Here is a 17,298-nt window from a genome sequence, read left to right on the forward strand (position 1 = left end):
TTAAAACTTTTATTCAAAGATAAATTGTAAAAATAATTCTAATCCAAAAAATCCTGGGCATAAAAACCTAGGATTTTATTTTTATCCCTAGACCTTTTTTTGCAATCAAAAAAGGCAGCCTAAGCCACCTTTTCACAAGTTACAAATTTATAAAATTTATTTTTCTTCATCAAAGTCCTTGTACTTTGATAGGATTTCCATAAATTCTTTACCAGTTATTGTTTCTTCTTCAAGTAAATATTCAGCAAGTTCTTTCATTGCCTCTCTATTTTCAGAAATCAATTTTCTAGCATTTTCTTGAGCTTTTTTAACTATGCTGACCATTAAGTCGTCGATTTCTTTTCTTGTTTCTTCAGAGCAATTCATGTTTCCAGTATCGCCCATATATCTTGAGCCAGAGTCTTGGAACTTAACCATTCCAAATTCATCAGCCATACCATATTGGGTGATCATAGACCTTGCAGTTTCTGTTGCCTTCTCAATGTCGTTAGCAGCGCCTGTTGACACTTCATTAAAGATAACTTCTTCTGCAGCACGTCCTCCACAAAGAGTTGTAATGTGATTTATTAAATCTTCTCTAGTGTAAAGATTTTTTTCGTCCTTTGGCACCTGCATTGTGTAGCCAAGAGCTCCTGAAGTCCTTGGAATAATTGTAATTTTTTCCACAGGTTCAGACCCAGTTTGTAGGGCTGCAACAAGTGCGTGACCAATTTCGTGGTAGGCCACCCTCTTCTTTTCTTCTGGAGATAGTATATCTTGTTTTCTTTGTGCTCCAGCAATTACAACTTCGATAGATTCTTGTATGTCTTCTTGTCTAACCTTATCTTGACCCATCCTAACAGCTCTTAATGCAGCTTCGTTTAAGATATTTGCAAGTTGGGCACCTGAAGCACCTGCAGTAGATCTTGCTATTAAAGAATAGTCTATATCTTCTTCCATTTTGTAAGATCTTGCGTGAACTTTTAAGATTTCAATTCTGTCTTTTAATGTTGGAAGTTCAACTCTAATTTGTCTGTCAAATCTTCCTGGTCTTAAAAGAGCTGGATCCAGAATTTCTGGTCTATTAGTTGCAGCAAGCATTACAATACCAATGTTTCCGTCAAATCCATCCATTTCTGACAAAAGTTGGTTAAGTGTTTGTTCTCTTTCATCATTTCCTGCAATTCCAGCTGAATCTCTCTTCTTGCCAATTGTGTCAATTTCATCAATAAAAATTATACATGGAGCATTTTTCTTAGCTTCTTCAAAGAGTTCCCTAACCTTTGCCGCTCCACGACCTACGAACATTTCAACAAATTCAGAACCTGCAATAGAGAAGAAAGGAACGTGACTTTCTCCAGCAACTGCTCTTGCTAATAAAGTTTTACCAGTTCCAGGAGGACCAACTAAAAGTGCTCCTTTAGGACATTTTGCACCGATGTCTGTATACTTCTTTGGATTTTTTAAGTAGTCAACTATTTCAACTAGTGATTCTTCTGCCTCTTCTTGACCAGCAACATCGTCAAAGTTTACAGTTTCACCACTAGGTTCATACTTTTCAATTTTCTTTCCTCCACCAAAGATTCCACCACTACCAAGGTTTTGCATCCTCCTTGTCAGTGCCCTTTGTAGCAAGAAAAATAGTAAAATTGGGAATCCCCAAGTCATTACAAAAGACATAAATACACTTGGCTTTTCTGGAATTTCTGATGCGTATTCTATATTTTTTTCTTCTAAGTCTTTAACTATGTCGGGATCTTCCATTTTTCCAGTTTTGTAAATTTTCTTGTCGTCTTTTAATTTATAAAGAATTTGATCTTGTTTAAAACTAACTTCCTCAATTTTATCCTGGCTTAAATTCTTTCTAAAATCAGAATAAGATGCATTTTCCATACTATTTTGACTTAAAATCGGAAGAATCAACCAGTTGAGAGCAAAAACTGCCAAAATGGCAATTACATAATATCTAAGTAAATTATATTTGGGTCTTTTGTTATTATTGCCCTTATCTTCATTCATAATAAACCTCCCTCTTTTTTGATGAATTCCTTTAAAAGATAATAAAAACCGGATTAAAAATCCGGCTTAATTATTTTTAATTATTAAAGGTCATCTTCAATTACTGAAGATTTAGAATATGCAGATGGCTTTGCTTCGAAAAAGTCTGTCTTTATTTGATTTGGATCAGAATATTCGCTGACCCACTTCATTGATTCTGGCTCATCGATATTTTCATCAAATAGATTTCCAAAACCTAAATTTCTAGAACGCAAGTTGCCAAGATACATAATATAATCTTCAATCATTTTTTGATTTAGACCTCTTATTTCATCGCCTATGACATACTTACCCCAAGATATTTCTTCTTCAACACCTTTTTTAAGCATTTCTTTATATTTTTTTATATTTTCATCTGTAAATATTTCTGGATTTTCCTTTTTCATTTCAAGAATTATACTTCTAAATAACCAAAGATGAGTGTTTTCATCTCTATTTATATATCTTATTTCAGAAACTGTGCCAGGCATCTTGCCCATTCTTCCAAGATTGTAAAAGAAGGAGAAGCCTGAGTAAAAATAAATTCCTTCCAAGATATAATTTGCAATAAGTGCCTTCATGAAATTGTCCAAGTTTTCATCTTCATAAAAGTCTTGGTATTGGTCCCCAATAAATTTATTTCTTTTTAATAAAACTTCATCATCCTTGTATTGGTAAAGAATTTCTTCTCTTTCTTCTGGAGAACATATTGTGTCCAAAATATAAGAATAGGATTGAGAGTGAATAGACTCTTGATAACCTTGGATTGAAAGACAAAGATTGATTTCATTTGCCGTAACATAAGATTGCAGTTTTGGTATTTGAGCTGTTTGAAGTGAATCAAGATAAATAAGAAAGGACAAAATCTTATCATAAGCTGTTTTTTCATGTTTATCTAAAATTCTATAGTCCTTAACATCTTGTGAAAGGTTTATTTCTTCTGGAATCCAGAAGTTATTCATAGCTTGACGATACCAATCACTTGTCCAAGAGTATTTTAAGTTGTTAAAGTCATTTAAATTTGTAGTATTTCCATTAATAACTCTTCTTTTTGAAGTTTCAATATCTCCCTTTTCATTAAAGAGACCTCTTTTTGAAAGTTGCATAATTCCTCCTATTTTATGACGCACAATAATCGCAGTCTTCAACCTCTAAAGACTTGCTTCTAACATAATAAACAGACTTTAGTTTCTCCTTGCAAGCTTTGATATATAGATTTAAAATCTTTCTCATTGTAAAGTCTGTAGTAATATAAAAGTTAATTGACTGAGCTTGGTCAATGTGTCTTTGACGAATTGCCGCAGCCTCAATTACAAAGTTTTGATCAAGTTCGTGGGCATTTTCATATAACCAGAAAGTTTGTGGACTAAGGTCTGGTGCAACTCTTGGTAAGATTGAACCTTTCTTTTCTTCTAAGAAATATCTATTCATAACTGGGTCAACTCCTGCACTTGTTGCAGAGATAATTGATGTTGAACCTGTTGGAGCTATTGCCATTATATATCCATTTCTAAGTCCATTTGCTTTTACTTCTTCTCTTAATTTATTCCACTTTTCATCTTTATAATCCCTTAGGTCAAAATAATTTCCATTTTGCCAGTCAGAACCTTCAAAGAAATCATAAGATCCTTTTTCCTTTGCAATTTCCATAGATGCAGTAATTGCGTGAAAATTAATTCTTTCATAAAGATCATCTGCCCATTTTAAGTGATCTTCTATATCAGAAAATGCCATTCCAGCTTTTACAAGGGCATGATGATAACCACTTGTTCCTAGTCCAATGGATCTGTATTTTCTATTTGTAACTTTTGCATAAGGTATTGGATAATAATTTAAGTCAATTACATTGTCTAGAGCCCTAACAGTTGTTGCCACTATATCTTTGAGTTCCTTGTCATTTTCTAGGTCAATATTTCCTAATACAAGTGATGCTAGATTACAAACAACAAAATCGCCTGGTTTTGTCTTTGTGACAATGACTTCATCTCCATCTTCTGTTTCTATTGTAGTTTCAAGAGTTTCAATAGCAGACATATTTTGCATAATTTCTGTACATAAATTTGATGAGTAAATCATGCCAACATGTTTATTTGGGTTCATTTCATTTACATTGTCCCTATAAAAAGCAAAAGGTGTTCCAGTTTCTGTAAGTGATTTTATTATAAGTCTTACTAAATCTTTTACGCTCATTTCACGACGAGAAATATTTTTATCATCAATACATTCTCTATATTTTTCTTCCCACTCTTTTCCATAAAAATCTTCAAGAGCGTAACCCTTTTTTTCTAAAACTTCGTGAGGGTCAAACATATACCAAGTTGCATTGATATCTTTTTCTGCCAATTCAAAAAATAAATTTGGGTAAGAAATAGCAGGGAAGATGTCGTGAGCCTTCATCCTATCATCACCATTATTTGTACGAAGTTGCAAAAATTCTGGAATATCTTTGTGCCAAGCATCAAGATAGCAGGCAACAGACCCTTGGCGAACACCAAGTTGATCTACGGCAACAGCAGTGTCATTAGCAAGTTTAATCCATCTTATTACACCACCAGCAACACCCTTAAATCCTCTAATATCAGATCCAGTTGCACGAACTTTTCCAAAATAAAGACCCATTCCGCCACCGTGTTTAGAAATTTGGGCGAAATTATCAATTGATCTATAAATTCCCTTTAAAGTATCAGGCACTGTGTCCACAAAACATGAAGATAGTTGATTGTAAGGTTTTCTTGCATTAGACATTGTTGGTGTAGCAACAGTTACCTTTAAACTTGAATAAATATCATAAAATTTCTTTGCCCAATAAATTTTATTTTTCTCTGGTATAGCAAGGTGCATTGCAATTCCCATAAACATCTCTTGAATTGTTTCAACAAATCTTCCGTCATGACTTCTTATAACATATCTCTTAATCAAAAGATCTAAACCAGAGTAATTTAAAAGTCTATTTCTAGAATTATCAATATATTCTTCAAGTTCAAGAACTTCTTCTTTTGAATAATTTTCAAGAATATATTTTCCATAAAGGCCCTTTTCAGTCAAGAAAACAATCTTTTCATAAAAATTATTTATTTTAAAATCTTCAAGATTTCTCTTAATTTTCTTTTCTAGGTCGTAGTTTAAAAATAAAGCTGCAATAAATTCCCATCTAGGTGCATCTTTATCTGTAAGTTCACTGGCAGCCTTAATAATTTCAGAAAGATAGGCATCTTGTGTTTGATCTTTTTTTACAAAAGACTCAAACTTGTTATATAAATTTTCAAGCTCATACTTCTTTGGATCATAATTTTTCCTAACAAACTTCAAAATCTTTAGGACATTTTCGTCTGTAATGAAATTTGCAAATTTATCTAAAATTTGTCTTTCTTCAGAATGTCTATTTCTGTAAAGTATATAAGCTTTTACAACATCAATTTCTTTTTCATCGATAAGTTTTAATTCAACTAGATCCTGTATTTCCTCAACAGTTGGTGGGTTTTTGGGATCATAGTTTTTTAAAAGGCTTTCTTTTATATCTAAGGCATAAGATGCTATTACAGCATCATCATAAGTCTTTCCAACAGAGTCAAAGGCTTTTTCAATGGCATTTTTTATCTTTAAATGATCAAAATCAACCTCTCTCTTATCTCTTTTTAATATTTTCATAAATCCCCCATATAGTAGATTTCATTAATTATTTAAAACATATACTACTATATAGTACCACAAACAAAAATTTATAAATAGCTTATGAAGAAAGAAAAAATATAAATACTTAAAAGAAAAAAATCCCAAGAGAACTTGCTCTTGGGATAATTTTTTAACTTATTTTACAACTGAAAATAATACTTTTGCTACTTTTTCTGCAGATTTTTCAGTTTTTTCAGTAAGTTTATCTTCTTCTTTACTTTCTTCTTTTTCTTCTGGAACTTCTCCAAGCATTTCATCTAATTCTTTTTGAATTTGATCTTGGTATTTCTTTAGAAGTTCTGGATCTTTGTCAAGTTCAGCCTTAGCTGCAAGAATTTTATCTAATTCTTCACCTTCATAAAGATTCTTTAAAGTTTCTTCTATTTCTTCATCTTTTTGACCAGAAGATTTCATAGAAGCTATCATTTTATAATTATCTTCTTTTTCTAATTCTTGAAGTTTTGTTTCTAATTCTTTTTCAGTAATATTAAAGATATCAACTATTGGCATTCCTTCGTTTGCATCGTATTTAACCTTATAACCAAAAGCTTCAGATACAAATCTTACTGGAATATAAGTTTTATCTTTAATAATTGTAGCTGGTGAATCAAGCTTAACTTCTTTTCCGTTTACAAGAGCCTTATCAGAATCAATCTTTAAAACAATCTTATCATTATCTTTTGAAACTGTTACACTTCTATCTTTTCCATTCCATTCAACTTTAGCGCCGATTTTTTCATAAAAAGCACGAGCAGCTAACATTGTTCTGTCATTAATAATCTTTGGAAGAGCTTCAGGATCTTCAAAAGTTATATCTTCGCCATTAACTCTTACAGTTAACATATTTACTTCTGGCATTATTAACTTCAAATATTCTTCTGAAGTCAATTTTTTAACTGAAGTTGGGAAGTTAATCTTAACATTTTCGTCTTTCACAGTATCAAAATTTCCCTTAACAGAAACTTTTACAAAATCAGCAACGTTAACTTTCATTGCTATTTCTTGGATCATTTTATTTTCTTCAAAAGTAGTTTTTTCAGATAAATTTGATCCTTTAATAGTTTCTTTAATTCCTTTAGCAGCTTCTTTTAAATCTTCTGCCTTGTATTCTTTGTTAAGTTCTTTAAAGTCTTTTCTATCTTCTTCAGTCATTGGAAGTCCAGCCTTATCAACAATTGCTAGTGCAGAAGTTGAAACTTCATCCCAATTTTTCATAACGCCATCGGCAGATTTTATAAATTCATCTATGACAGCATCACTAGTAGTATTCAAAGTGTAAGTGTTACCTTCAACCTTAAAGTCAATTTCTTGTTTATAATCTTTTAAAGCAACTTCCATTAAATTTAATAAATCAGTCTTAAATTCTTCTGAATTAAAATATTTTGTAGTTTTTGGTGAAATGCCATTTTCTTCATTTGAAATTGAAATATAATCTTCTTTTATGTCCTTAAAAGAATCACTATTAAGTGCAAAGATGTCCTTTGACATAATAATTTCATTGTCCTTTACAAAAATGTCCATTTTCATTTTATTCGGTACATCTTTATTAAGTCCTGCAATTTCTTCTTGGCTATCTGATCTTTTAGCAATTTCTTTCTTTAAATTTGATAAGTCCATATCCATCAATACATGTGCCTTATCTTGACCCACTTGTTCACCAGTAAAACTTGCAGGGAACTTAATATTCACAGTTTCTTTACTTTCAGGATCCTTAACTTCGACATTATATTCGAGTTTTCCAGAGACCTTTGAGCCTTTCCAGTCTGCAACTTTTTGAGATGCATCTAGATAAGCTGTTGTGTTTGCACTACAAGCGCCAAGTGTTATGGCTGCAATAAGTACAAGAAAAATAGATAAAATTTTCTTTTTCATAGTATACCTCCTATTTGTCATGATTATATTATATATAAAAAACCATTGCAAATTAAATGAATATTACAAAAAATGTGTTAAATACAATAATTAACAAAGTTTAATATTTGAATATAATATAATAAAGTACAATTCTTCTCTAATTTAATATTACTTTTTTAACAATAACTATGTATTAATAAATCCCTCAACACCTCCTTTTTTTAACAAATATGTAAAATAAAGTTTATAAGTGTATATACTTTATATTTACACTATACTGCCGTTAAATACCTTTGTCAAGAATTTTATAAAATCTTTATAGAAGTAACATATTCTATATCCTAATATAATAAATACCCTTAATTATTAATTTAATTTTTATTTTTGTAGTTTTCTAATTTTTATATTTTCAAACTCAATATAACAAAAATATTTATCTAACAAGTAAATAAATAGCAACTTTTGCTTGCATTTTACTTTCTCGTGAATTTTCACTAATTTTAATAAATTTTTCTTTTTTAATTCGAATTTCTTAAAATTCATCTAATCTTAACTTTGTAATTAAAACAAAAAAAGAGACCCTTACGAGTCTCTTGATTTTAAAATTTTCAATTGTTATGTAACTATAGCTCTATACCTCTTAAATTAAGCATTCAACCTTTAGCACTAAGCTACTTCAAATGAGATACTTTGCTACCTTTCCCTTGCGGGATAATTTAAAACTTGTCATTGGAATCACCTTTTCTTAGTTACCAATTTGTTTTCTCTAGCTAGCTTACCTATAGTATAGAGCATGATTATACTTTTGTCAATGTTTTCCTAAAAATTTTTTATCTTTTTTAGATTAATTTTTTTCTCGTCAATTTTCCCTTCATTTAAGGCTTTGTTAATTTCTATAATTGCCTGATTTGCAGAGTTTAAAGAACCAATATTAACTATATAGTTTTTGGAGTCCTCTTTTCCTTTTATCACAATGTGATCATCCTTTGACTTGGAAATAGATTTCATATTTTCGTAAGGGAAAAAGTTATTTCCAATTACTAGCCCCTTACCATAAGATCCGACAACTGTTCCTAATCTATCTTTGCCATCTCTTATAGATGATTTAAAGGGTATTTCATAAATTATAGTGTCCTTGTCTTCTCTACTTGGGAATTTTCCATTTTGCAAATTAAATATAAATAATAGGAAAAGTCCTATTAAGAATAAGGGATTTGCCAAAAAGTTTATTATATCGTTGTTTCTTACATACATTTGTTGGAAAAAGTATATATTTACAAATATTAAAAATCCTATGTAGACAAAAACATTAAGGTTATAAGTTCTCTTTCTAATATTTAAGTCCTCTAGCTTTAATATTTCCTTGTACTTTTTTATAAAGTCAAGGGCTGTCATCAAAAAGAGATAGTTTACTATTGCCCACATAATTGAATACATTACTGAGCCATTTCCAAGTTCTGATTTTAAGCCTGAAAACTGAAGCCCAAAGGGTATTATCGCCGATATTATTAAGACTATGTTTGATGTTTTTTTATTCAATTTTTATCCTCTTCCTTATTTTTTCTCCTTTTTCTTTTTATTTCCATTAGTTTTTTTCATATTTTTATTTGCTTCTTCTTTTTCTAATGCAATTTCTTCTGCAATTTTATCGTTTTTTCTCAACATTGAAATTATCCCCAAGAATACAAAAACGTAAATTCCAATATTTAAAAATAATTTCTTAATCTCAAATTTTATAATTTCTAACTCTGCTGGGCTCACCCCTTGAAGAGATTTAAATCTAAACAGTGTTATTACTATGTCAATCGCCATCAAAATAATCATGTAAATAAAAAATGATTTTGTATCTTTATATCTCTTTTCATCTACAAAAAAGAATACAATTATGGTGGAGAGTGATACTATACCTAAGAAAATTGCCAGACTTTTGAAGTTAAAAACTTTGACAAAATTATTTGTGTCTAGATTGTTATATTTAAATACAAGAAAAATAATAGAAAGAATAATTGTAATTATGCTAGTTTTTAGCCATTCTTTTCTAACTTTTGTCAATTTCCCACCTCGTCATACTTATCCAATTCATACTTTTCTACAACTGATATTATTTTATCTGCATAAGACGGATCTGTTGCATAACCGCCTTCTTTTATATATTGAGCTGCTTCTTTGTAATTCTTGGCAGTTTTTACTTTTTCATACCTCTTGGCTGTTGAAAGAAGTTTTGCATAATGTTCGAAAGATTCTCTTTTTGAAGAATATTTTTTAAAATTCTCCATGTATCTTCCACTTTCTCCATCTACATATTCTTCAGTTTCAAAAACAACACCCTGGTCTTTTTTTACTGCTTTTATTCCAAAATAATTGTTATATTCTCTAGAAAGTTCAGACCTACCCCAATTACTCTCAAGTATTGATTGAGCTAACATTACAGAAGGCAAAATATTATTTTTTCTAGCTATTCTCACAGCCATTTTTTCGGTATCTTCTATATATGCCTGTCTAAAATCTATTTCTTCTTGGGATCTTCTCTCTGAGCTTGATTTGATTAAAAAATTCATAGCGAAAATTATCCCAAAGAAGAATATTAAAATTATAAGGCAGCCACAAGCAATCCTCTTAATTTTCATCTTTCACTTCTTCGTAAAGTTTACTTATTTTTTTATTTAAGATTGGGTGAAAATAGTTTGGAATAAGTTCATTTAATGATTCCAATACAAATTCACGTTCTGCAATATAAGGATGTGGAACTATCAATTCATCTGTATAGTGAATTTCTCTATCAATCAATAGAATATCCAAGTCTATAGTTCTTTCTCCCCATTTTTCATGTCTAACTCTGCCTAAATCTAATTCAATTTTTTGCAATATATGAAGTAGATCATGTGGATCTTCAAAAGAAGATACTTTAATTACTGTGTTTAAAAAATCTCCTTGGTCAGTCTTACCCCAAGCCTTAGTTTCTATTATAGAAGCTTTATCTAAAATTTTTAGACCTGCTTCTTCCATTTTTTCTAAAGCAGAATTTATATATCCTTCTCTGTCGCCAAGATTTGTACCTATTCCAATATAATAATCTCTTCTTTTTTTCTTACAGCGAACTGATGCTGTATCTAGGGGAAGATTTATTGGCGCCCAAGGTTTTTTTATAGTCAAATCTACTGTATTTGCTATTTCATAATTATCAAAAATAAATTTTGTCATCTTATAAGCCAGAGTTTCGATTAAATCTTCAGTTTCATTTTTAAATAAGTCATATAATTCGTGGGATAATTTTCCATAATCAATGGACCTATCCAAGTTCTTTTCTATTGCACAATCTCTGAAGCTCATGCCTATCTCTGCACTAATTAAAAATTTTTGTCCAAGTTTTTTCTCTTCTTCAAAAAGTCCATGATTAGCATAGACTTCTAGATCTTTTATCTTGATAAAATCCATAATTCTCCCATCAATACTTTAATATATTATTGTGTGATTTTTCTTGTGAAAACTCCAATTGCATGCCTTGTAGGCAGGACATCTAAAGCAGGGCCTAGAAAGTTTGTCTGCCCTATAAAAGATGTTAAAAAATTCATCTTCTTCTTTTTCCTTACTCCTATGAGACCCTATGCAATTTAGGATTCTTTCCTTTTCTTCATCAGAAAAATCTGTAAGTTTTAAAATTTCTCTTGCTATTTTTACTGAGCCAATAGCGTGGTTTAAACCTTCCTTGATTTCAAGGACCCTCCCCAAATCATGAAGGAGGGCAGTTGCATAAATCATATCTTTTTCGACATCAACATTTTCTTCTAATTTTAGAATGTAGCAAATTCTCGCAACAGATACAAAATGTTCGTAGTTGTGTTTACAAAAAATTCTATCCTTTTCAAGCTCTTCTAATTCGTTAAGATAATCATTAAAAATTTGGCTCTTTAGTATTAAATCTGTTTCTTTCATTAAAATTCAATTAATCTAAAGGCTTCTTGTTTTTGTTTTTCATCTGTTTCTAAAACTCCTCTGGCCACAGCTGTTACAGTTTTTGAACCAGGTTTTTTTACGCCTCTCATATTCATACACATGTGTTCAGCTTCTATTACAACAAGAACTCCCTTTGGTTCAAGGTATTTCATCATTGCATCAGCTACTTCAATGCTAAGTCTTTCTTGAAGTTGTGGTTTTTTTGCATAAGTTTCCACAGTTCTTGCAAGCTTAGAGAGTCCAGCTACCTTTTCATTTGGAATATAGGCAATGTGAGCCTTTCCATAAAATGGTAGGAAGTGATGTTCGCACATGGAGTAAAAATCAATGTCTTTTACTACAACAATATTATCTTCTGTAATTTCAAAAGTTTTAGAAAGATGTTCTTCTGCAGTCTTTCCAAGTCCTGCAAATACTTCTTCATACATTCTAGCAACTCTTGCAGGAGTTTCCAAAAGACCTTCTCTCGTTTTGTCTTCTCCAATTGCTTCTATTATCATTTCAACTGCTTTTTCTATTTTTTGTTTATCCATTATGATCTCCTCATAGATTTATTTTTAAATTTATAAAATTTATTATAACATATTGACTCTTACATTGATAACATTACCCATAAATTAGCACTTCTATCTATTTCTAAAGATTGTCATTAATTTACAATCTATTTATAATTTGGTACAATATTTTTCGAGGTGCAAGATGAAGAAATTACTTCTGTATTTATCTCTAGGTCTAGTGCTCTTATCTTCTCCAGTTAATGTATTAGCAGAAGATAATACTAAATCTATTGAAAATACAAATGCAAGTAGCGAAAATAATATAGCTACAGAAAATAAAACAAGTGAAGAAAAAGAAGTGGACCCAAATACAATTAGAAATCAAAATTTTCTAGTTCCGACGAAAGAAGGGGTTCAAAAAGCCAATTTATATGAAGCTGAAAAAATAAAAAAATTAGAAGAACTTCCTCTGGAAAGCTTAACAAAATCTTACTTACTGGGAGACTATAAGTCAGGTGATATATTAGAAGGCTATAACTTAGATGAAGTTCGTGCCATGGCTTCAACTTCTAAATTAGTTTCTATCTTTGTAGTTTTGGATAAAATTCAAGAAGGCAAAATATCCTTGAGTGACGAAGTTGAAATAGATCACGAAGCTGCCGCATTGACAGGTTCTTCTTTTAAATTAAAAGAAGGAGATAAGGTAACTGTAGAAAAATTAGTGGAAGCTTCAATGGTAGTATCTGGCAATGACGCTATAACTGCCTTGGCAAAATATGTAGCAGGTTCAACAGATGCTTTTGTAAAAATGATGAACGACAAATGTGCCGATCTTGGTTTGAAAAATGCCCTTATGGTAAATCCAACAGGACTTACTAACTATGAAATACTTGACTACAACAAGATGACAACTAGGGAAATGTTTAAACTAGCATCTGAACTTATAAAGTTTCATCCAGATATATTAAAATATACGACAATTGATAAATTAGAAGATCCAGCTAGAAATTTTATTGAATATAGCACAAACCCAGTTCTTGGAATTGTTCCAGAAATAGATGGCTTAAAAACTGGCTATACCAATGCAGCAGGAAGATGCGTCATCTTAACTGGTCTAGAAAAGGGAGAAGAAGGTAAATCCAAAGACATGAGATTAATTGGAATAACCACTGGTTCAAACTCTGATTTTGAAAGATTTGTTGCCTGCAAAAGACTTATGACAAGAGGTTTTGAAGATTATGGATACAATGCTATTGGTGACACTTTTAAGGAAATTAGAACCATAGAAGTTCTTGACTCTCAAGATGAAAATATACCTGTTTACCAAAAAGATGTTGGATACATACTTTCTAAATCAACTGATAAATTTAGAGAAATTGTAGAAATTGATGATGAATTAAAAGCACCGATTGAAGCAGGCTCTTCAGTTGGAAAAATCAATTTTTATGATGGTGATGATCTAGTTTATACAAGTGATTTGATCGTAAAAGACAAGGTCTATGAAAAGGGAATAATTAACAAGTTAAAAGAGTCTTTGAAGAAATCTTTGTTAACATGGAGAAAGCAGCTTGATCAAAAAAGAAGTGTCATAATTTATTGACACTTCTTAAATATTTATATACAATAATTTTATAGGTCTACGTAGCTCAGCAGGATAGAGCACACGCCTCCTAAGCGTGGGGCCGGAGGTTCGACTCCTCTCGTGGACGCCACAAATCACTTGCATTAGCAGGTGATTTTTTATTATTAAATATCTTTTAGTTCAATAATATTTATAACTGGAACTTCATAAGGGTGATTGGACTTAATTGTACTTATTAAATCTTCTAAATCCTCTTCCTTAATCCTAAATTCAAGTTTACTTTCAAGGACTTCTTCCACTTTTCCAAGACTTCCAATATAAGGATTTGCACCTTCTATTGGACGAAAATGACCTAAAACTTCAGTTTCTGCATAACAATAATCATAATTTTCCTCTTTTAAAAAACCAGCATCGTTTATCTTTTGCATTAAATTTTTTGTATCTTCTCTAGGTATAAAAACCTCTATTTTCATGTGTTTCATAGCAAACCTCCCATTTATTTTATACCCAAAATAATAAAAATTGTTTAAAATCAATCTCAGAGGTTATATATATATTAGGGAGGAATAATATATGATAAAATTATTAATCAAAGTATTGGTAAGTGGATTAGCTATTCTAATAACTTCTGCACTTTCAATCGGAATCCAAACAGACGGTTATTCAACTGCTATTATGGCAGCAATAGTTATTGGTCTTTTAGACTGGGCTATCAATAAATTCACAGGAGTTGACGCTTCACCATTTGGTAGAGGTGCAGTAGGATTTGTTGTTGCAGCAATAATTTTATTCATCGCAGGTCAACTTGTTGATGGATTTACAGTATCAGTTCTTGGTGCTGTTGTTGGTGCACTTATCCTTGGTATTGTGGATTCTTTCCTACCAGTTGATAAAAAGACTATGTAATTATAAAAATCGACTCGAGCTTGCTCGGGTCTTTTTTTTGTGTTATTTTCTGTGGATAAGTCGTGTTTTTCGCTTTTCCTCATTTATTTTCTTTATTTTTTAACAAATTTTATCCACAAAATTATTTTATTATCTACATTTGTTGATTTAATTTAAAATTTTAAACTTATACACAATATAAATTATGTTTATATCTTTTTTGTTTTAATTTTTTATCCACAGACTTCATAAAAGTAATTAATTGTCCACATTTTTTCAAATAAAAAACCCAGTGAGCCTTGCTCACCAGGTTTATCTTCCATATTTTTCTATTATCTCATCAATCATCTTTGAATCTTTTGAACTAATATTATAGTAAATATTATTAACTCTAACAGTTAAACCAGACTTTACAAATGAAATTTTATTTCCACTTGTAAAATAAACATTTATATAATTTACAATTTCACCATTTATATCTTTATTTGCCTGTTTTCCTCTTAAACCATTTAGGTCCTTTACAATTTTATTAACTGTTTTTCTATCTTTTATGGTTTTCATATTATCAGTCTTAAAACCAATAATTTCAATATAGTCAATGTCTTTTGGATTCATATCAACTATTTTATTTCTAGAAGAAACTAGGCTTATACCAAAAAACATTAGGACTGCAAAAAATATAACCAAAACCAATTTTGATCTATTTGATTTTTTTATTTCTTCTTCCCATTATAAATAAATAACTCCATTCATAAACACGTAGGCTCTACCGCCAACCCTAATCTTATCATCACTTTCACCAATATTTGTTAAAACTTTTGAAATTCTTCCTATATAGTCACCTTGAATTGCAACTATAGAATCACTCTCTCCAATTTCATTTGCTTTTAAATAATGCATAGTAGCTGCTGTTGAAGTTCCACTTCCAAATTCTTCGTCAGCTCCAATAATTGGGGAGAAGGTTCTTTGTTTAACTTCTTTTCCATCTTCTGTTGTAAAAGCATGAATAGAAATAATATTTTCTTCCTTAGAAATTTTAATAGCCTCTTCTTTATTTAAAACTATTGAAGATAAGAACTCTTCATTTTTTACGGGAACTAGAATATCACAGGTCCCCGTTGAGATTTTCTCCATATTTAAGTTTTCTTTTATAGTTAGACCAATAGCATTGCTATCTAAATTTAAAGCTCTTAAAACGCCTTCTGTGGCTTGATATTCTTCTCTTAATTTTATATCCAAGTTCATGTGGACATTTTGAATCTTAAAATTTCTATACTCAAGCTCAACTGGAATTTTTCCAATTTTGGTATGTTGAATAATATGTTTTGTTCCGCTATCTTGACATTTTATATACTCATTTTCAGCTAAGGCATAAAAAGTAGCAATAGTTGCGTGACCACATAAATTTATTTCACCTTCTGGTGTGAAAAATCTTGTTAAATACCTATCTCTATCGAGTTCTTTTACAAATACTACAACAGACTGATTTATATCTTTAGCAATATTTTTCATTTCCAAATCTGTGAGTCTTCCATCATCAATTACAACACCAGTTGAATTGCCCATAAATGCCCTATCAGAAAAGGCTGATACTAAATATGTTGTGTAAAATCTCTTCATATTTAATCCAACTCTCTATTTAAAATTAAATCTAAAATTCTGGAAAGGTCTTCTTCGCCATAATATTCTATTTCAATTTTTCCGACCTTACCTCTTTGTTTAAAATTTACTTTAGTTCCCAGAGATCTTTCAACTTCATTTCTCATATTTGTTAAAAAAATATCCTCTTTTTCTTCATTTTTTTCTCTTTTTGAGGTCTTTTTATTGTTGTTTACAGGTAAAGAGTTTTTAATAATCTTCATTGCCTCTTTATACTGCTTATCTCCATCTTTTATAGATAAAAGCTTTTTTCCATGAGAAGTGCTAATTTTTTCTTCTTCAAGAAGTTTTAAAACTCTAGGATCTAGATTTAAAAGTCTAATAGTATTCCCAATGTATTGTCTAGATTTTCCAATTTCGTCAGCCAATTCCTTTTGAGTCAAATCTTGAGAATCCAAAAGATGTCTATAACTCATAGCTTCTTCAACTGGATTTAAATCTTTTCTTTGAATATTTTCTATGATAGCTATTCTACTAGATTCATCATCAGAAATATCTTTTACTATTGCAGGTACTTTATCAAGTCCTGCCATTCCAGCTGCTCTAAATCTTCTCTCCCCAGCAATAATCTCATATTTATCTTTTGTTTTCTTTAATAAAAGTGGTTGGATTATGCCGTATTTTTTTATAGAACTAGCTAGGTCTTTTAAGTCATCTTCATTAAAATTTTTTCTAGGTTGATCTTCATTAGGTAAAATTTTGGAAATTTCTATTTCCATTAATTTTGATTTTTCTTCTTCTATAACTTCTCTTATTTTGTCACTTGAATTTAGAAAATTTCCTATGCCTCTTCCAAGACTATTTTTCTTAGCCATTTATCTCACCTATTATTTCCTTAGCAAGGTCTGTGTACGCCTTAGCTCCCTTGGACTTTGAATCATAATCAAATATATTCATGCCAAAACTTGGTGCCTCTGCCAATCTGACGTTTCTAGGGATAAAGGTCTTAAATACTTTGCTTTCAAAGAATTTTTGAACTTCTTCGACAACTTGATTCGACAAATTCGTTCCTCCATCATACATGCACATTACAACGCCAAGTAAGCTTAAATTTGGATTAAAGTTTTCTCTAACCAAACTCATTGTATCCATAAGTTGTGATACTCCTTCTAGAGCGTAGTACTCACATTGAACAGGAACTAAAATTTTGTCACTCGCAACAAGAGCCATCATTGATAA

17 protein-coding genes and 1 tRNA gene are annotated in these 17,298 nt (G+C 30.6%); 3 read left to right on the forward strand and 15 right to left on the reverse strand.

Features of this window, described 5'->3' with window-relative positions:
• Positions 1 to 156: 156 nt before the first annotated feature.
• The 10 genes from ftsH to folE form a co-directional block, all read right to left on the reverse strand.
• Complete coding sequence (gene ftsH, locus HGPT_RS06545) at positions 157 to 1,998, reverse strand: ATP-dependent zinc metalloprotease FtsH (protein ID WP_019139045.1); 1,842 nt, start codon at positions 1,996 to 1,998, stop codon at positions 157 to 159.
• A gap of 83 nt (positions 1,999 to 2,081) precedes the next feature.
• The gene (locus HGPT_RS06550; protein ID WP_019139046.1) at positions 2,082 to 3,122 is read right to left on the reverse strand and encodes a ribonucleotide-diphosphate reductase subunit beta; all 1,041 of its coding nucleotides are present in this window, start codon (positions 3,120 to 3,122) and stop codon (positions 2,082 to 2,084) included.
• Positions 3,123 to 3,135: 13 nt separating this feature from the next.
• Positions 3,136 to 5,664, reverse strand: a complete 2,529-nt coding sequence (locus HGPT_RS06555; RefSeq protein WP_019139047.1) for a ribonucleoside-diphosphate reductase subunit alpha — start codon at positions 5,662 to 5,664, stop codon at positions 3,136 to 3,138.
• A 159-nt stretch (positions 5,665 to 5,823) separates the two neighbouring features.
• A complete protein-coding gene (locus HGPT_RS08735) occupies positions 5,824 to 7,560 on the reverse strand; it encodes a copper amine oxidase N-terminal domain-containing protein (protein ID WP_019139048.1) in 1,737 nt (578 codons plus the stop codon).
• Between the two features lie 801 nt (positions 7,561 to 8,361).
• Positions 8,362 to 9,081, reverse strand: coding sequence for a hypothetical protein (locus HGPT_RS06565; protein ID WP_019139049.1), 720 nt, complete (start codon positions 9,079 to 9,081; stop codon positions 8,362 to 8,364).
• Between the two features lie 15 nt (positions 9,082 to 9,096).
• Complete coding sequence (locus HGPT_RS06570) at positions 9,097 to 9,594, reverse strand: hypothetical protein (protein ID WP_019139050.1); 498 nt, start codon at positions 9,592 to 9,594, stop codon at positions 9,097 to 9,099.
• On the reverse strand, positions 9,591 to 10,100 hold the full coding sequence (locus tag HGPT_RS06575; protein ID WP_245544166.1) for a glycoside hydrolase family 73 protein: 510 nt from the start codon (positions 10,098 to 10,100) through the stop codon (positions 9,591 to 9,593). The genes HGPT_RS06570 and HGPT_RS06575 overlap by 4 nt, the downstream gene beginning before the upstream one ends.
• Positions 10,101 to 10,158: 58 nt before the next feature.
• The gene (folK, locus tag HGPT_RS06580) at positions 10,159 to 10,977 is read right to left on the reverse strand and encodes a 2-amino-4-hydroxy-6-hydroxymethyldihydropteridine diphosphokinase (protein WP_019139052.1); all 819 of its coding nucleotides are present in this window, start codon (positions 10,975 to 10,977) and stop codon (positions 10,159 to 10,161) included.
• Between the two features lie 18 nt (positions 10,978 to 10,995).
• Positions 10,996 to 11,475 (reverse strand): HD domain-containing protein, encoded by a 480-nt coding sequence (locus HGPT_RS06585; RefSeq protein WP_019139053.1) that lies wholly within the window; start codon positions 11,473 to 11,475, stop codon positions 10,996 to 10,998.
• Complete coding sequence (gene folE, locus HGPT_RS06590; RefSeq protein ID WP_019139054.1) at positions 11,475 to 12,029, reverse strand: GTP cyclohydrolase I FolE; 555 nt, start codon at positions 12,027 to 12,029, stop codon at positions 11,475 to 11,477. Before folE ends, HGPT_RS06585 begins: the two co-directional genes overlap by 1 nt.
• Positions 12,030 to 12,195: 166 nt before the next feature.
• Here folE and HGPT_RS06595 point away from each other — a divergent pair, with 166 nt between their 5' ends.
• Positions 12,196 to 13,593 carry a D-alanyl-D-alanine carboxypeptidase family protein gene (locus HGPT_RS06595; RefSeq protein ID WP_155799234.1) on the forward strand — a complete coding sequence of 466 codons (1,398 nt, stop codon included), beginning with the start codon at positions 12,196 to 12,198 and terminating at the stop codon, positions 13,591 to 13,593.
• A gap of 35 nt (positions 13,594 to 13,628) precedes the next feature.
• A tRNA-Arg gene (locus tag HGPT_RS06600) sits at positions 13,629 to 13,705 on the forward strand.
• Between the two features lie 34 nt (positions 13,706 to 13,739).
• Here the strand turns inward: HGPT_RS06600 and cutA are convergent.
• Complete coding sequence (cutA, locus tag HGPT_RS06605; RefSeq protein ID WP_019139055.1) at positions 13,740 to 14,057, reverse strand: divalent cation tolerance protein CutA; 318 nt, start codon at positions 14,055 to 14,057, stop codon at positions 13,740 to 13,742.
• A gap of 91 nt (positions 14,058 to 14,148) precedes the next feature.
• On the opposite strand from cutA, the gene HGPT_RS06610 reads away from it, so the two are divergent.
• Complete coding sequence (locus tag HGPT_RS06610; protein WP_019139056.1) at positions 14,149 to 14,481, forward strand: phage holin family protein; 333 nt, start codon at positions 14,149 to 14,151, stop codon at positions 14,479 to 14,481.
• A gap of 291 nt (positions 14,482 to 14,772) precedes the next feature.
• Here the strand turns inward: HGPT_RS06610 and HGPT_RS06615 are convergent, their stop codons facing one another.
• The 4 genes from HGPT_RS06615 to HGPT_RS06630 form a co-directional block, all read right to left on the reverse strand.
• Positions 14,773 to 15,123 carry a hypothetical protein gene (locus HGPT_RS06615; RefSeq protein WP_019139058.1) on the reverse strand — a complete coding sequence of 117 codons (351 nt, stop codon included), beginning with the start codon at positions 15,121 to 15,123 and terminating at the stop codon, positions 14,773 to 14,775.
• A gap of 66 nt (positions 15,124 to 15,189) precedes the next feature.
• Positions 15,190 to 16,080 (reverse strand): PhzF family phenazine biosynthesis protein, encoded by an 891-nt coding sequence (locus tag HGPT_RS06620; RefSeq protein WP_019139059.1) that lies wholly within the window; start codon positions 16,078 to 16,080, stop codon positions 15,190 to 15,192.
• Between the two features lie 2 nt (positions 16,081 to 16,082).
• Complete coding sequence (locus HGPT_RS06625; protein WP_019139060.1) at positions 16,083 to 16,934, reverse strand: ParB/RepB/Spo0J family partition protein; 852 nt, start codon at positions 16,932 to 16,934, stop codon at positions 16,083 to 16,085.
• Positions 16,927 to 17,298: ParA family protein (locus HGPT_RS06630; RefSeq protein WP_040542716.1), on the reverse strand; the 372-nt coding region annotated here is incomplete at its 5' end. The genes HGPT_RS06630 and HGPT_RS06625, both read right to left, overlap by 8 nt.

This window comes from Peptoniphilus timonensis JC401 (genome assembly GCF_000312025.1).
GTDB lineage: Bacteria > Bacillota > Clostridia > Tissierellales > Peptoniphilaceae > Peptoniphilus_A > Peptoniphilus_A timonensis.

Bases quoted from the DNA above. Each gene is read 5' to 3' on its own strand.
- HGPT_RS06585 (WP_019139053.1), bottom strand. From the start codon at position 11,475: ATGAAAGAAACAGATTTAATACTAAAGAGCCAAATTTTTAATGATTAT.
- HGPT_RS06555 (WP_019139047.1), bottom strand. From the start codon at position 5,664: ATGAAAATATTAAAAAGAGATAAGAGAGAGGTTGATTTTGATCATTTA.
- HGPT_RS06575 (WP_245544166.1), bottom strand. From the start codon at position 10,100: ATGAATTTTTTAATCAAATCAAGCTCAGAGAGAAGATCCCAAGAAGAA.
- HGPT_RS06625 (WP_019139060.1), bottom strand. From the start codon at position 16,934: ATGGCTAAGAAAAATAGTCTTGGAAGAGGCATAGGAAATTTTCTAAAT.
- cutA (WP_019139055.1), bottom strand. From the start codon at position 14,057: ATGAAACACATGAAAATAGAGGTTTTTATACCTAGAGAAGATACAAAA.
- ftsH (WP_019139045.1), bottom strand. From the start codon at position 1,998: ATGAATGAAGATAAGGGCAATAATAACAAAAGACCCAAATATAATTTA.
- HGPT_RS06550 (WP_019139046.1), bottom strand. From the start codon at position 3,122: ATGCAACTTTCAAAAAGAGGTCTCTTTAATGAAAAGGGAGATATTGAA.
- HGPT_RS06610 (WP_019139056.1), top strand. From the start codon at position 14,149: ATGATAAAATTATTAATCAAAGTATTGGTAAGTGGATTAGCTATTCTA.
- HGPT_RS06615 (WP_019139058.1), bottom strand. From the start codon at position 15,123: ATGTTTTTTGGTATAAGCCTAGTTTCTTCTAGAAATAAAATAGTTGAT.
- folK (WP_019139052.1), bottom strand. From the start codon at position 10,977: ATGGATTTTATCAAGATAAAAGATCTAGAAGTCTATGCTAATCATGGA.
- HGPT_RS08735 (WP_019139048.1), bottom strand. From the start codon at position 7,560: ATGAAAAAGAAAATTTTATCTATTTTTCTTGTACTTATTGCAGCCATA.
- HGPT_RS06595 (WP_155799234.1), top strand. From the start codon at position 12,196: ATGAAGAAATTACTTCTGTATTTATCTCTAGGTCTAGTGCTCTTATCT.
- folE (WP_019139054.1), bottom strand. From the start codon at position 12,029: ATGGATAAACAAAAAATAGAAAAAGCAGTTGAAATGATAATAGAAGCA.
- HGPT_RS06620 (WP_019139059.1), bottom strand. From the start codon at position 16,080: ATGAAGAGATTTTACACAACATATTTAGTATCAGCCTTTTCTGATAGG.